The 12,554-nt window shown below is 37.0% G+C and carries 17 protein-coding genes; 7 read left to right on the forward strand and 10 right to left on the reverse strand.

What is annotated here, in order from left to right; all coding sequences use genetic code 11:
* The first annotated feature begins 9 nt into the window (after positions 1-9).
* The gene (locus J7E81_RS11025; protein WP_215042230.1) at positions 10-585 is read left to right on the forward strand and encodes a GNAT family N-acetyltransferase; all 576 of its coding nucleotides are present in this window, start codon (positions 10-12) and stop codon (positions 583-585) included.
* Between the two features lie 142 nt (positions 586-727).
* Here the strand turns inward: J7E81_RS11025 and J7E81_RS11030 are convergent, their stop codons facing one another.
* The 5 genes from J7E81_RS11030 to J7E81_RS11050 all read right to left on the reverse strand — a co-directional run bounded on the left by J7E81_RS11030 (position 728) and on the right by J7E81_RS11050 (position 6,178).
* Positions 728-2,098: an aldehyde dehydrogenase gene (locus J7E81_RS11030; RefSeq protein ID WP_215042231.1), complete on the reverse strand. Its 1,371-nt coding sequence runs from the start codon at positions 2,096-2,098 to the stop codon at positions 728-730.
* A 39-nt stretch (positions 2,099-2,137) separates the two neighbouring features.
* A complete protein-coding gene (locus J7E81_RS11035; RefSeq protein ID WP_215042232.1) occupies positions 2,138-3,337 on the reverse strand; it encodes an iron-containing alcohol dehydrogenase in 1,200 nt (399 codons plus the stop codon).
* A 313-nt stretch (positions 3,338-3,650) separates the two neighbouring features.
* Positions 3,651-4,004 (reverse strand): spore coat protein, encoded by a 354-nt coding sequence (locus J7E81_RS11040; protein WP_215042233.1) that lies wholly within the window; start codon positions 4,002-4,004, stop codon positions 3,651-3,653.
* 19 nt (positions 4,005-4,023) lie between these two features.
* The gene (locus J7E81_RS11045) at positions 4,024-4,290 is read right to left on the reverse strand and encodes a ferritin family protein (RefSeq protein WP_215042234.1); all 267 of its coding nucleotides are present in this window, start codon (positions 4,288-4,290) and stop codon (positions 4,024-4,026) included.
* Positions 4,291-4,486: 196 nt separating this feature from the next.
* Positions 4,487-6,178 carry a GMC family oxidoreductase gene (locus J7E81_RS11050; protein ID WP_215042235.1) on the reverse strand — a complete coding sequence of 564 codons (1,692 nt, stop codon included), beginning with the start codon at positions 6,176-6,178 and terminating at the stop codon, positions 4,487-4,489.
* A 239-nt stretch (positions 6,179-6,417) separates the two neighbouring features.
* Between J7E81_RS11050 and J7E81_RS11055 the strand changes: the two genes are divergently transcribed.
* The 3 genes from J7E81_RS11055 to J7E81_RS11065 all read left to right on the forward strand — a co-directional run bounded on the left by J7E81_RS11055 (position 6,418) and on the right by J7E81_RS11065 (position 7,940).
* On the forward strand, positions 6,418-6,564 hold the full coding sequence (locus J7E81_RS11055) for a YjcZ family sporulation protein (protein ID WP_215042236.1): 147 nt from the start codon (positions 6,418-6,420) through the stop codon (positions 6,562-6,564).
* Between the two features lie 160 nt (positions 6,565-6,724).
* The gene (locus tag J7E81_RS11060; protein ID WP_215042237.1) at positions 6,725-7,237 is read left to right on the forward strand and encodes a DUF3189 family protein; all 513 of its coding nucleotides are present in this window, start codon (positions 6,725-6,727) and stop codon (positions 7,235-7,237) included.
* Between the two features lie 157 nt (positions 7,238-7,394).
* On the forward strand, positions 7,395-7,940 hold the full coding sequence (locus J7E81_RS11065; RefSeq protein ID WP_215042238.1) for a Gmad2 immunoglobulin-like domain-containing protein: 546 nt from the start codon (positions 7,395-7,397) through the stop codon (positions 7,938-7,940).
* Between the two features lie 74 nt (positions 7,941-8,014).
* Here J7E81_RS11065 and J7E81_RS11070 read toward each other — a convergent pair whose 3' ends face one another.
* Positions 8,015-9,022 carry a DUF3231 family protein gene (locus tag J7E81_RS11070; RefSeq protein WP_215042239.1) on the reverse strand — a complete coding sequence of 336 codons (1,008 nt, stop codon included), beginning with the start codon at positions 9,020-9,022 and terminating at the stop codon, positions 8,015-8,017.
* A 143-nt stretch (positions 9,023-9,165) separates the two neighbouring features.
* Here J7E81_RS11070 and J7E81_RS11075 point away from each other — a divergent pair, with 143 nt between their 5' ends.
* Positions 9,166-9,672 carry a CBO0543 family protein gene (locus J7E81_RS11075; RefSeq protein ID WP_215042240.1) on the forward strand — a complete coding sequence of 169 codons (507 nt, stop codon included), beginning with the start codon at positions 9,166-9,168 and terminating at the stop codon, positions 9,670-9,672.
* 195 nt (positions 9,673-9,867) lie between these two features.
* On the opposite strand, the gene J7E81_RS11080 is transcribed toward J7E81_RS11075, so the two are convergent.
* Together J7E81_RS11080 and J7E81_RS11085 are read right to left on the reverse strand one after the other, a co-directional pair.
* Positions 9,868-10,017 carry a hypothetical protein gene (locus J7E81_RS11080; protein WP_215042241.1) on the reverse strand — a complete coding sequence of 50 codons (150 nt, stop codon included), beginning with the start codon at positions 10,015-10,017 and terminating at the stop codon, positions 9,868-9,870.
* Positions 10,018-10,131: 114 nt separating this feature from the next.
* Positions 10,132-10,695 (reverse strand): DUF421 domain-containing protein, encoded by a 564-nt coding sequence (locus tag J7E81_RS11085; protein WP_215042242.1) that lies wholly within the window; start codon positions 10,693-10,695, stop codon positions 10,132-10,134.
* Positions 10,696-11,023: 328 nt separating this feature from the next.
* On the opposite strand from J7E81_RS11085, the gene fbpA reads away from it, so the two are divergent.
* Positions 11,024-11,185 (forward strand): Fur-regulated basic protein FbpA, encoded by a 162-nt coding sequence (gene fbpA / locus J7E81_RS30525; protein ID WP_308162195.1) that lies wholly within the window; start codon positions 11,024-11,026, stop codon positions 11,183-11,185.
* 127 nt (positions 11,186-11,312) lie between these two features.
* Here fbpA and crcB (J7E81_RS11095) read toward each other — a convergent pair whose 3' ends face one another.
* Positions 11,313-11,675, reverse strand: a complete 363-nt coding sequence (gene crcB, locus J7E81_RS11095) for a fluoride efflux transporter CrcB (RefSeq protein ID WP_215042294.1) — start codon at positions 11,673-11,675, stop codon at positions 11,313-11,315.
* 2 nt (positions 11,676-11,677) lie between these two features.
* Positions 11,678-12,067: a fluoride efflux transporter CrcB gene (gene crcB, locus J7E81_RS11100; RefSeq protein ID WP_215042244.1), complete on the reverse strand. Its 390-nt coding sequence runs from the start codon at positions 12,065-12,067 to the stop codon at positions 11,678-11,680.
* Positions 12,068-12,336: 269 nt separating this feature from the next.
* Here crcB (J7E81_RS11100) and J7E81_RS30885 point away from each other — a divergent pair, with 269 nt between their 5' ends.
* Entirely contained in the window at positions 12,337-12,468 is a 132-nt protein-coding gene (locus J7E81_RS30885) for a hypothetical protein (RefSeq protein WP_285292003.1), read from the forward strand.
* Positions 12,469-12,554: the final 86 nt, after the last annotated feature.

Below are 12,554 nucleotides of genomic sequence, written 5' to 3' on the forward strand. Positions count from 1 at the left end.
GAGTAGCCGATGCATTGGTATGAGAAATTAAATCAATATTTCCCAATCGAAGAAATGAAATCAAAAGAGCATATGGAGACTTTACTTAAAGAGCGTTCTGAAATCTATTATAAAGATGAAGGACCCAATCATGTTTTAATGTACGTAGAACTTGAAAATTTTATATTTATCGATTATCTTTTCGTTTCAAAAAATGCTCGCGGTCAAGGACTAGGTAATAAACTACTAGAAAAAATGAAGCGTAAGGGAAAGCCGATTATTCTCGAAGTAGAACTAGTGAATTATGAAGATAGTGATACTGAAAAGCGGCTTCGTTTTTATAAGCGAGTAGGATTTCAACATGCAGAGTCCATAGGATATGAAAGAAGATCACTAGCAACAAATGAGATTAACAAAATGGAAATACTTTATTGGGCTCCAAACAATGAGTCTGAAGAAATGATATTTGAAGCGATGGAAAAAACATACAATTTAATTCATACTTATAAAGACAAGCACTTTTATGGAAAATCGTATCAACCTGTTGAAGAGGTCCTAACCTTTAATCATGAATCTGAAAATAGTAACATTCTTGAAGGTTTGTAAAATCTTTGTTTTTTAAACCCAGCACTTTTAAAAGGTGCTGGGTTTTTTTATCCATTTACCAAAGTAAATGGAATGAGGTGCTTTTTGGAATTGCTTAATACAAACAACCTGGCCTCCAATTCTGAAGGTCAGGCTATTTATCTTATTTCATAAATAACTTGATCTTTTCCAGTCCGTTCTTAACATTTGGATAGCGGAATGGGATATCAAACTTGGTCGTTTGTTTTAGAACGCTTTTTTGATGAGAGAACGTGTTAAAATTCCCTTTGCCATGATAGGCTCCGATTCCACTGGTGCCTACACCTCCAAACGGAAGGTAGGGCGAAACAAAGTGATAAACGGTATCATTAACACAACCGCCCCCAAAGGAAACTTTATTTAAAACTTCTTCTTGAATGTAATGATCTTCCGTGAAAATATAGAGGGCAAGTGGTTTTGGATGACGATGAATCCCCTCTACCACCTCTTTTAAATCGTCATATTCCAGTATGGGAAGGATGGGTCCAAAAATTTCATCCTGCATGATCGAATCTTCCCAACTAATTTCCGTTAATACTGTTGGCTCAATGGTTAACCGAGCTTTATCCACATTTCCTCCCATAAATAAATGCCCATTATCTAAAAACGACGTCAGTCTTGTAAAATGCCTTTCACTGACAATCCGGGTAAAATCCGGATTGTTTAATGGCTCTTTTCCATACAGTTCAACGATTGACTCCTTAAATAGCTGCAGGAATGGTTCTTTAACCCGTCTGTGCACATACAGATAATCAGGGGCGATACAGGTTTGTCCGGCATTGGTAAACTTTCCCCAGGCAATCCGTTTCGCAGCCAGCTTAAGATTGGCATCCTCATGGACGATACAAGGGCTTTTTCCACCCAGTTCTAATGTTACTGGGGTTAAATGTTTCGCAGCCGCCTCCATAATGATTTTTCCTACAGGGACACTTCCTGTGAAAAAGATGTAATCAAGCTGTTGATTGAGCAGGGGCTGGCTTGTTTCAACACCGCCCTGAACCACGGCAACATACTCCTCAGGGAAAAGATCCAGAATCAGTGTTCCTAATACTTCAGATGTTCTTGGCGTCAATTCTGATGGTTTGATTATCGCACAATTTCCTGCAGCAATCGCACCGATTAACGGGGCAACCGCCAGTTGAAACGGATAATTCCAGGGAGCGATGATCAACGATACTCCGAATGGCTCTGGATAAATATAACTAGTTGAACCAATATGGGTAACGGGTGTTTTGACTTTTTTGGGTGCTGCCCATGAACGAAGATGCTTCATTGTAAAGCGCAATTCCTCTAAAATAAATCCGATTTCAGAGGTATATGCATCAAATTCTGATTTATTTAAGTCCGTTCGTAAGGCTTCCATTAGTACTTTTTCATTCTTTTTAATGGCAGCTCGTAATTTTCGGAGAGCTTCAAGACGGTAGGAAATACTTTTTGTTTTCTCCGTTTTGAAAAATGATTTTTGCTTGGATATGAGAGAACTGTAAGTCTCCATTTCTCAACTACCTTTCTTTAATTTATCCTCGAATCGGTGCTATTCCTTTATCAATTGGTAGAGTTGGAACAGGTCATCCTTAAAGAGAATTTTCGGGACAGGATAAAGGGGATTTGCTTCGGCAAATGCCCGCTCCACCATAAGGGGAATATCACGATCAACAATTCCACTGACCTTTTTAGGGATATTCAGCCTGTCATTTAAATGTTTGATCTCTTCAATGAATTTATTGGCATTTTGTTTGATACTGACAGCAGGATCGGCAATACCGATAATTTCAGCCAGTTCGGCTAATGGCTTATGGACGGATTCACCGTAATACTCAAGGACATAGGGTAAAATAATGGCATTTGCCAGCCCATGGGGAACCGAATAGAATCCACCTAAGGTATGGGCAATGGCATGTACATAACCGACATAGGCCCTAGTAAAAGCCATTCCAGCCAAATAGGCTGCCTTTTGCATATTCGAACGGGCTGTAAGATTGGTCCCGTTAAAGTAGGCTTCCTCGAGATTTTCAAAAATTAATTTTATTGCCTCGATACTGTATTGTGTTGTATTCTTCGTATTACTCCTCCCGATATAGGCTTCAACCGCATGTGTTAATGCATCAATCCCCGTTGCTGCAGTGATGGAAGGCGGGAGCTTTACAGTTAACAAGGGATCTAAAACGGCAAAATGCGGGATGAGGGATGTATCCATTATGGCATATTTTTCATGGGTTTCGCTATTAGAGACTACGGCGGCGAGTGTGGCTTCACTGCCTGTACCAGCTGTGGTAGGAATCGCAAAGAGGGGAGGAAGCTTCTTTACTATCTTTAATACACCTTTCATTTGTGGAAGGGACTTATTTGGCTTTGCAACACGGGCACCTACACCCTTCGCACAATCCATTGGGGAACCGCCGCCAAACGCGACTATCCCTTGACAATTATGCTCCAAGTACATTTGGAATGCTTCTTCAATATTTTCAATTGTGGGATTGGGGACCGTTTTGTCATAGATCACGTAGTTAATCTTTTCGTTTCTCAGGTCCTCCAGAAATTCATCCATTAGTCCGATTGAAACAATTCCTAGATCTGTGACAATTAAAACACTCTCAATTCCTTGTTTGTTAATGAGATTGGCCAGTTTTCGTAAACTATTTTCTCCTTCTAAAAGCTCGGGTTCCCGCCAGGGCAGGAGGGAAGAGGTCGTTTTCATAACCCCTTGAAACGTTCTGCAATAAGCTTTGTACATAACATTACCCCGCTTTACCTAAGATTTGGCTTTCCTTCTTACTATGATTCATGAGGGAAACAATTAATCTACCGAAATTCAGGGGGAAGATACAGAAAAAAAGTTTTATACCAATGATGTATACACATTATATAGCGTATTTAATTTAGAAAAGTCAAGCTAGTTTCATGAATATAATTAAAATTCTGAAAATACGACTCATTTAAGGAACGCTTGCTAGAAAAGATTATTCTGCTATTTTATTTGCAGCTGAACCAGGAGCTTAAACAATGGGGCGGGGAATAAAAAAAGCCTAGAACACTAGGCTTTCCTCTTAGTATGGGAATTGGGAAGCATAATTGTTAAATTGCTGATAGGCCTGGTCCATTTTTTGCTGCTCTTCAGCTTCCAACTTATACCAGCCATGCTGGAACATTAAGTTATAAAGCTCTCGGCAGCTTTGGTGTGTTTCATTAAGCATTTGCAGTAAATCTTGATGCAGCTGTTCATGGCTTGCTTCGCGGACAGCGATATTCATGCTGTCTGTTAAATATTTGCAAGTACTTAGCGCATCATTAATGAAGTCACGATCATTCATTTCAGGACTTTTTACTTTTGGTAATTCGCCGGTTTGTGGATTGGCAATTTGATTTTTGTTTTGGTTTTGTTGTGATTGTTGATTTTGCATCACGTTTCCTCCATTTTGGTTACTGTAGTTGGGTATTAGGTAAGCTAGCTAGGGCTGTATTATTATCTACTTGTAGATGGGTTAGGATTCTTTGAAAGTGATTTTGGTGCATTTGCCCAGCTTTGTCGAGTGCTTCTTTAAATTGTGGATTTTGTACTTGCTGTGCCATCGCATGAAATTTCTTAAACGTTAGCAGTTCCCAGGACATAGCATCCTTTAGATACAAAAGATCCTTCGTTGTGATGGCTCGAGGTGGATTTGGAATTGGCGGCTGATTCATTTGCATAAGAAAAACTCCTTTTATTGTTTAATAGTAATCACCTATAGAATTTACTAAAGGAAGTCATTTTATGAAAATTAGAAAACGAAGAAATCATTTTCTAATGAAAAAAACGTTGGTCATTTCGAACCGACGTTTTTCATTAGAAAAATATACATGTGACTTTTAACCGTTGTTACACCCAATCCAGTTTAAATTCAATTTATTGTTGGTCTCGAATGAATCTAACAGCATTTAAACCAATCATTTGTGCAGCTAAGGCTGTATTACCATCTGGTAAAATAGGGGAGATGGAAAGATCTGCTACTTTCAGGTTTTGGGTCCCAAATACATTTAAATAACCATCTACCACTCCTTCATCGATATTCCGGCCCATCCTGCATTGTCCTCCATAGTGATTAAGGACGTTATAGGATGCCTTGGCAAAATTAGCAAGTAGGATTCGTTTCTCTTGTTCATCTTTTAAATTAAATATATTTTCTGAAGGATAAACCACCCTATAAATACCCTCAGGATCTAATAATCGTGCTCGTTTTATTACATTGTAAGTCTCAATATAATGGTTAACCATATAATCTAAATCATCTGGATTCTCTAAAGGATTAAAGTCAATAGATGGATAGGCTTCAGGGTCGCTATGTGCTGCTAAAATGGTCCCTTTACTTTTTGGTTTTAGATCAACAATTCCAATACTCATGATATTACTTGGTTTATCCTCGTTAAAATCCCAATTGTTAATCTGGACATCTTGAACCGGAATAAACCTTGGGAATACATTACCTAGTAATTGAAGGCGACGTCCTGACTTCCGTCCTTCTTTATCATCTTTTTTAAAGGCACCTAATGGGATTGGTTGATCTGGGTCAGACGACATGACCATTAATAGGCGGGTTGTTTCCACTTCTACCCCCATGCCAACAGCATAATGTGTATGAAAATTGTATCCAACATTTGGGCTTTCGACTATTGTTGATATTCCGGCATTAGATAAATCTGAAGATCTTCCGATTCCTGATCGTTGTAAAATAACCGAGGAGAAATTCCCTGCAGAGACTATTATCCCTTTGCTTGCAAATGCTCTTTGTGATTTACCGTTTCTAACAAATTCAACCCCGACAGCAATTTGAATTTGTCTGTATTGTTCAAAGAGAATTTTATTCACGGTAGACTTTGCAATTACTGCCAGTTTTCTTTGACCAACTCCAAACTCATCAGGGCTCCATTCATCTCCAGGAGTAACAATATGTTTGTTTAAATACCCAGTGGCAGTAGAAGAACGAACAAATTTCCCTGTATTCAATTCTTTTTGGGTAAATTGGGACTTAAAGAATGTACAATCTCTTATCCCCGTATTATAATCCTCCACAATGGGAATTCCTAACACTTCAGATGTTGCTTTAGCTAAGATAGTCGTAAGACCAGCTTTCGGTATCTTTTGTTGTCGTATAGAGATGGGACCATTGGTTCCTCTTTCTTTTGGATTTTGTGTCCAGCCAATATATGTTTCATTTTCTTTAAATAATGGACGGATATTTTCATAACTCCATTGAGGACCTGAAAGACTTGCCCATTCATCATATAGTTGACGACTTCCTCGAACAGCAAGCATTGCGTTGTGCTCAGAACTCCCGCCTATTACTCTCCCGCCAGATAATAAAAGCTGACGACCGATAGATGGTTCCAATTTTGATAGAATATTAAAGGAATACTTATTATCAGTGGCTAAGTTAATGGCAGTACCGCCACTAGGGCTGCTTAGCGCTTTTGTCATATTGGTTCCTTCTTCAAGGACAAGTACAGATGTTGATTTATCATCTGTTAATTCTTTGGCAATTACACCACCTGCGGTTCCTGCACCTATTACAATATAATCAAATGTATTTTTTGGGGACATGTGATCCTTCCTCTCCATACCCTTACCGATGATTTAATGAATACTATCAATATATGTATGTGAACAGTTTTCTTGTGTGAGTGTCCATGTTACAGCTTAATTTGGATTAAATAAATCCTAAACAAAATAAGGTGATATAAGTTTCAAGTTGTCCTTAATTTGAATCTAGTGAAAACGCCCTTACCATTTTCATTTTCATAACATAAATTGTAATGAAAATACCTAAAGGAGGGCTCAAAATGTTTGGTTATGGTGGCTTTGGAGGTTACGGTGGTTGTTGTGGCGGTTATGGCTACGGTGGAGGATTCGGCTGTGGCGGCGGTTTTGCTTTAATCGTTGTATTGTTTATTTTATTAATCATTGTTGGAGCAGTAATCTGTTTCTAAAAAAATCTTCACTAATAAAAGCCCTTTTTGGGCTTTTTTTTTTGAGTTACCTATTTCATTACACCTGCGAATGAAACTGATAAGAAGATACAACGTCGAATGAGAATTGGCATATATGTCTATAATAAATATATAGATAAGGATTAAGGGATGAATTCCTATGATATATATTTATCATGATTATGCTGGGACACATACTACCTCTTTGGCAGCGGCCTATCATCTAAAACAATTGCCTCAATCGGAACGAAAATTAACCAGAGATGAAATATTAAATGTCAACTATTTTAATAAACTTACGAGAAAAGATTTTGGAAAGCTTCTTTATCATGGGGACGATGAAGAAGGCAACTCCGTATATACAATTGGTTGCAAACGGGATAAACTCGCTGTCCCTGCAATGAAAGAACTATCCTTGATGCTGAAAGGCAAATTTCATTTTAATGAGAAAATTATTTTCTCCCATACCTCTCCAACCGTTCCATTACCGATGTCGTTTGGAGGATTTTTTTCGAGAGGTTTGAAAATTGACTTTATTGGTGTCCCATTGTTAGTACTTGGTGCCAAGCAATGCTGTGATAATATCTATCGATTGGTCGAAAACACGAAACAGGTAGGGCGGACGTCATTTAATGAACAGGTAATAACTTTAGAAAATGAAATGTACAAGTAAACAAAACCATTATTAACTTGCAATCCAATGATCTTTCATTGGATTTTTCTTTTATTAAAGGGGAAAGTCACGGATAATAGTTTTATTAACATTTTTATCAATAGGCGATGATCCAATCATGATCTTGTGAATAAAAATAAGAAAAGGGGGTTGAAATTTGAAAAAATTTGCTTATTTATTAGGCGCGTTTATTGCTATCTTTTGTTTAGCTGCGTGTAATCACCAACAAGATAAAACGACCAATCAAGAAAAACCTGCTTCACATGTACAAGAGGGAACAAACCGAGAACAGCCAGCCACACCTGTGGAAGAGGGTACAACAGACCCAGAGACACCAGCAGCACCAGAAAAAGAAGGGGCCAAAGACTCAGTTCAACCAACCGCACCTGTACCGGAAACAAAAGTCTATCAAAATAACGTATTTAAAGAGGTTATCGTAACAGAGACAGAGGACAAAATTATTGTCACTGGAAAAGCTCAGGTATTTGAAGGAGTCTTTCAATATGCTCTTCACAATGGAGAAAAAGTGGTGCTGGAAAATAATTACCAAACAGACGGGGCACCTGCTTGGGGAGAATTTGAAATCACCTTTGAAAAAGGGTTAGTATCATCAAATAATGTTAAACTCGAATTATTTGTTTACTCAGCAAAAGATGGTTCAAAAGTAAACACGTTAGAAATTCCCATCCCAAAACAGAAATGACTTCGATATAAATATAGTACCCGTATTATCAACGTTACGGGTACTTTGTTGTTTCCGAAAAATGGAGCCTTAGTTCATTTACTATTTATAATTCGTGGTCGATCTTCCATTTGAGGCGGCTCTTCAAACCACCCATTATTCATCATCAGTTCAAGTCCTTCATGTCCATATAAAAAGACATCTTTTGATAACAATGACATTTTCATGGATATATCGTTTCGGAGAGTAAACATAGCTCCAAAGCTGCCACCAACCAGTCCAAATCCATTAAAAAGGCTTACGCAATACATCATCAATTTATCAGAAAAGGGTGCAACGGTTGAGGTGGTTACAATACTTCCGGAGGTAGCCGAAAAGTGTATATTTGCTTCTAATAAAATTTCTTCCATTGTTTGTATTTGTTTTTTTGCAAGTTCTAATCCTTTTACAAAATATTTTCTGACCTTTTTGTTATCGGCGCATTGGGCAAATCCAGTAATTAACTGCATGCCAATATTATTAGTCTCAATTGTGTGATGTAGGATACCTACCTCGAGGGCACTTAAGGATCTTTTATCGCCAAATGGCTTAAAACCTTTCATGTATCTATCACTTTTGACAAACTCAACTGTTTTAGGCATTGTCATATTTGGCGGAAGAGTTAAAATTCCTTTATTCAGTAAATAAATGGTAGATAGTTTATAAATCTTTTGGGTTACGCTAGTGAGTCCTTCATAAATAGCTATCACATCTTTTCGATAGGCCATATTCATATTAATCGTATATAACCCCATACTTAACTCTTTGAGGATCCGAAGAAACATAATATCAAATCCATTATCGAAAAGTTTTGGAGCTTCCATGTTCACATCTTCGTTTCGAAAAGCTACTGGAATGACCATGCCATCTTTTTCAAATATAGATTTGATTTCAATCACATAATAGTGTAATTCCTGCCACAAACCACCCATGATATTTGTTGCTTCTTGGTCATCACTCTTCGCCATAAAATATTCTAAAATTCTAAGAATCATCGTTTTTTCCTGATAGGTGAGCCAAAGTGTCCCGATTTCCGAGGCACTTAAAGGGTTATTTTTCTCCAAAACATTTACCTCCAGATAGCTATGTAATTATAACTAATGTTCCCACTTTATTATTTAGTATGAGGAATAACCTGTTATTTTCCCGTATGGTATCCTGTTAAAAAGGGAAACTATGTAAAAAGCAGTGGAAAGGATAGAAGGTAATGCATATTGCGATTACGATTCTAACCATTTTGGCTTCCTTTAAGTGGGCTGATTGGAAAAACTGGAGAGAGTACCATGCTAGTATGTATTTTATTTCCACTGGCGGTATGATGTACGAATATATTGTTCAAGAAAATACTTTATGGAAGTTTCATCCTGATTTCTTATATGGACATGAAATGGTTGTCTTGGTTTATGCTATTATAACGATGCCCATTAGTATCTTACTCTTTCTTTCCCATTTCCCGGAAACCTGGATGAGGCGGCTGCTTTATATAGTCGTTTGGTCTGGAATCTATATTCTGGTTGAGTGGTTTCTACTCGTGTTTGGAAGGATCTCCTATCAGAACGGTTGGAAATTTTGGTATTCTTTTTATTTTGATATTATGATGTTCTCCATTATTGCCCTGCATCAGCACAAACCCTTTAGAGCATATATAATCTCGTTACCCGTCATCCTTTTCTTAATCTTTTACTTTGATATTCCTTTTAAGTTTGGAAAGTAACTCAAAAAGCCATTCATCAGCAGGGAATGGTTTTTTAGTTGTGTTTATTTGCTTAAAAAAAGAAGGAAACCAAGGGTGCACTGCACCGGAGTTTCCTTCAAGAAAGGTATTAGGCAAATTAATTATAGAATTGAATACGATTAAATCCAAGGAACTTGTCAGATTATCTAACATCATTTTTCTAGTTAATCATTATTAAAAATCAGAGGAATCGGTGTAATCGTAGCGAATCCCATCTCTCTGAGCATCCGTCATTTCTTTTACCAGCTCGTTAGTTGTTGAGGGTTGAACCTCTTCGTTGCGGTTGGATTGATTGTTTTGTTGTCGTTTATTTGACTTTGACAATAATAGCCCTCCTTTTTCTATTTTCACACCTATTTTCTCAAGAAAATGACCAATTATTCCTAGCGGAGCTGCATTTAATTTTCACGGCAGCCCCCTATTCTACCTCAAACAAGGTTAAACTCCCGGGACTTTATTAAATAAATTATCCTGTTTCTTATTTTGGTCATTCTGCAAGTATTCGTTTTGATTTTCTTTTATCAACTTCAATAGCTCCTCACGGGTAATCGGTTGCGCATTTTCCATTAGTTCATACCCTAATTCACCATCCGACTCAATTGTAGCTGTATTCACATTGGAAATAAATGAAATCCCCTTTTGCCGAAGTTTCATTTCTAGCTGTTGATTTGTCATTCGTAATTTTTTTAAGTTAGCTCCGATAATTTGACCATTCCGTATAACCACTGTTGCATTACCCGTTAAATACCGTCGAATCGTTTTAGATTTTATTTGAAGATATTGAAGAGTAATTAAATAAAGAATAAAAAAAATTAAAATGACAATAATTTGCCAGAATTTATGTTCTTTTATGGTGGCGTGCCCCATAGTGGTTCCGATTGCTAAGATGATCACTACCTCAAGATTAGACATTTTAGCCATCGACTTTTTCCCAGCAATCCTCAAAAGTAGGGTACTTATAAAGAGTAGACCTAATGTTTCCAATAGAAATGTAAGATTCATCCTTCACCTCGAACCGCTTAATCTCTATTAATTATTTGATGAGCATAAAAACTAGAGAGTTATCTTATCTATATTGTTTCCAGTTTCCAAAAAAACAGCCATTTATTTTTTGTAGAGGGAAGTTTACAAGTCCTTTTAGAGTCAGTGAGGATTCGGCCATTCGACAAATTCTTAATATTTATCCTTTATTACGACATTTAAAGGTGTTATAGGTATTCTTTTTGGGTAAATAAAAGTATGTGGTATGGCAAAGGGTATTAAAATTAACCTATTAACTGTCTTCCTAACTAAAAAAACCAACCAGTATTTCGCAGGAGGTCACATTAAAGTGGAAAATTTACTAAATAATGTAGGACAATATAAAAAACAATACCTTATTAAAAGATTGATTCAATCGGGTATCTTTAAGAAGAATAACAAGCATTTGTATGAATGGACATTAACTGAATTAGAGGAAGAGTACTTCAGCTTAAAAAAAAGAAAAAGCTAATTTTAAATAAGGTGATGGAATGAGTCAAATCCGGGGGATTTCTGGGTAGTTCCGCGGGATTTAAGAAAATCCCGCTTACTTTTGAGATATTCTAAAAAACAAAAAACAGATTTCAATGATCTTCAAATTATCGGTACAAATGTCCTGCCCACATCCCGATAAATGCAAGGAAAATCCCCAAAGTGTAACTAATTGCTAAATAGAGGCCAAGCACTTTCCATTTTCGCTGAACGAATAATTGAATATTTTCGAGCTTAAAGGTAGAAAAGGTGGTAAATGCTCCCATAAATCCAGTGCCTAAGAGCAAGCTCCAAGAACGATCAACATTAGTACCAAAAAGGAGGCCAAGCAAAAAGGAACCTAGTAAATTAATGATCAAAGTAGCAAGGGGAAAGATTGTTGAGTGCCTTCCCTTAATAAGGTTACTGAGACCAAAACGCGACATGGCTCCGAAAAAACCACCGACAGCCACTAGAACGATAGTCAACATCATTAATTTTCCACCTCTGCTTTTCGTTCCATTCCTAATCGAAAGCCGAGCCAGGAAAATAAAAGACCGCCCCAAAGACTACCGAGAACATATAGGATAGCGGTTCCCCACCTAGCTGAACTAATCAAATGAACGGTTTCAACACTGAAGGTAGAAAAAGTAGTAAAAGAACCAATCAGTCCTGTTCCTAATGCAGTGATGATATGGGGATGAAGTGATTTAAATCTCGGTAAGAAATTGGTCAGCCATCCTAAGATAAAACTACCAAGCGTGTTTGTCATAAATGTCGCTAATGGAAAGGCATGAAACCACCATTGGTTAAAATAAACGCCTATTAAATATCGTAAAATAGCCCCAATAATACCGGCAATTCCCACTACTACATATTTCAATTTTTCTCACTCCAATAGCAACTTACCTATAATAAACGAACTCCTACCAGTAATTCCTGGAAGGAGTCATTTACTTTATCAACAATTATGTTATATTTCATTGCTTTTTCCGTTTTATATATGTATTTTAACAAAAGGAGCAGGGGATGCCAAACCTTTTAATAAGAAAGAAAATAGCAAGACTGAGTTGATTTCCAGTATAAACCACAAGACAAATGTAACCGCTTCCACTATAATAGAAAGTAATAAGAGGAGAGGGGATACAGCAAATGGAACTTTTAATTGAGCAATGTGATCATAACCAGGCAGAAGAACCATGTGAAAAATGTACTCCGAACATTGATAGGGAAGAAAGTATTGAAATTTCAGATTATGATTATCATAAAAGATTGTGGTTTTAATTAACACAGCATCCCTGCCTTATTTCATAAAGAAATAACGTTAGTGGCCTGTATCCAAGTTTTATTTTGGTACAGGCTTTTTTATA

Origin of the sequence: Bacillus sp. ISL-18 (genome assembly GCF_018613415.1) — a bacterium.
GTDB lineage: Bacteria > Bacillota > Bacilli > Bacillales > Cytobacillaceae > Neobacillus.

Bases quoted from the DNA above. Each gene is read 5' to 3' on its own strand.
- J7E81_RS11040 (WP_215042233.1), bottom strand. From the start codon at position 4,004: ATGCAAAATCAACAATCACAACAAAACCAAAACAAAAATCAAATTGCC.
- J7E81_RS11030 (WP_215042231.1), bottom strand. From the start codon at position 2,098: ATGGAGACTTACAGTTCTCTCATATCCAAGCAAAAATCATTTTTCAAA.
- J7E81_RS30885 (WP_285292003.1), top strand. From the start codon at position 12,337: ATGGAACTTTTAATTGAGCAATGTGATCATAACCAGGCAGAAGAACCA.
- J7E81_RS11055 (WP_215042236.1), top strand. From the start codon at position 6,418: ATGTTTGGTTATGGTGGCTTTGGAGGTTACGGTGGTTGTTGTGGCGGT.
- crcB (WP_215042294.1), bottom strand. From the start codon at position 11,675: ATGTTGACTATCGTTCTAGTGGCTGTCGGTGGTTTTTTCGGAGCCATG.
- J7E81_RS11060 (WP_215042237.1), top strand. From the start codon at position 6,725: ATGATATATATTTATCATGATTATGCTGGGACACATACTACCTCTTTG.
- J7E81_RS11045 (WP_215042234.1), bottom strand. From the start codon at position 4,290: ATGCAAATGAATCAGCCGCCAATTCCAAATCCACCTCGAGCCATCACA.
- J7E81_RS11035 (WP_215042232.1), bottom strand. From the start codon at position 3,337: ATGTACAAAGCTTATTGCAGAACGTTTCAAGGGGTTATGAAAACGACC.
- J7E81_RS11075 (WP_215042240.1), top strand. From the start codon at position 9,166: ATGCATATTGCGATTACGATTCTAACCATTTTGGCTTCCTTTAAGTGG.
- J7E81_RS11050 (WP_215042235.1), bottom strand. From the start codon at position 6,178: ATGTCCCCAAAAAATACATTTGATTATATTGTAATAGGTGCAGGAACC.
- J7E81_RS11085 (WP_215042242.1), bottom strand. From the start codon at position 10,695: ATGAATCTTACATTTCTATTGGAAACATTAGGTCTACTCTTTATAAGT.
- J7E81_RS11025 (WP_215042230.1), top strand. From the start codon at position 10: ATGCATTGGTATGAGAAATTAAATCAATATTTCCCAATCGAAGAAATG.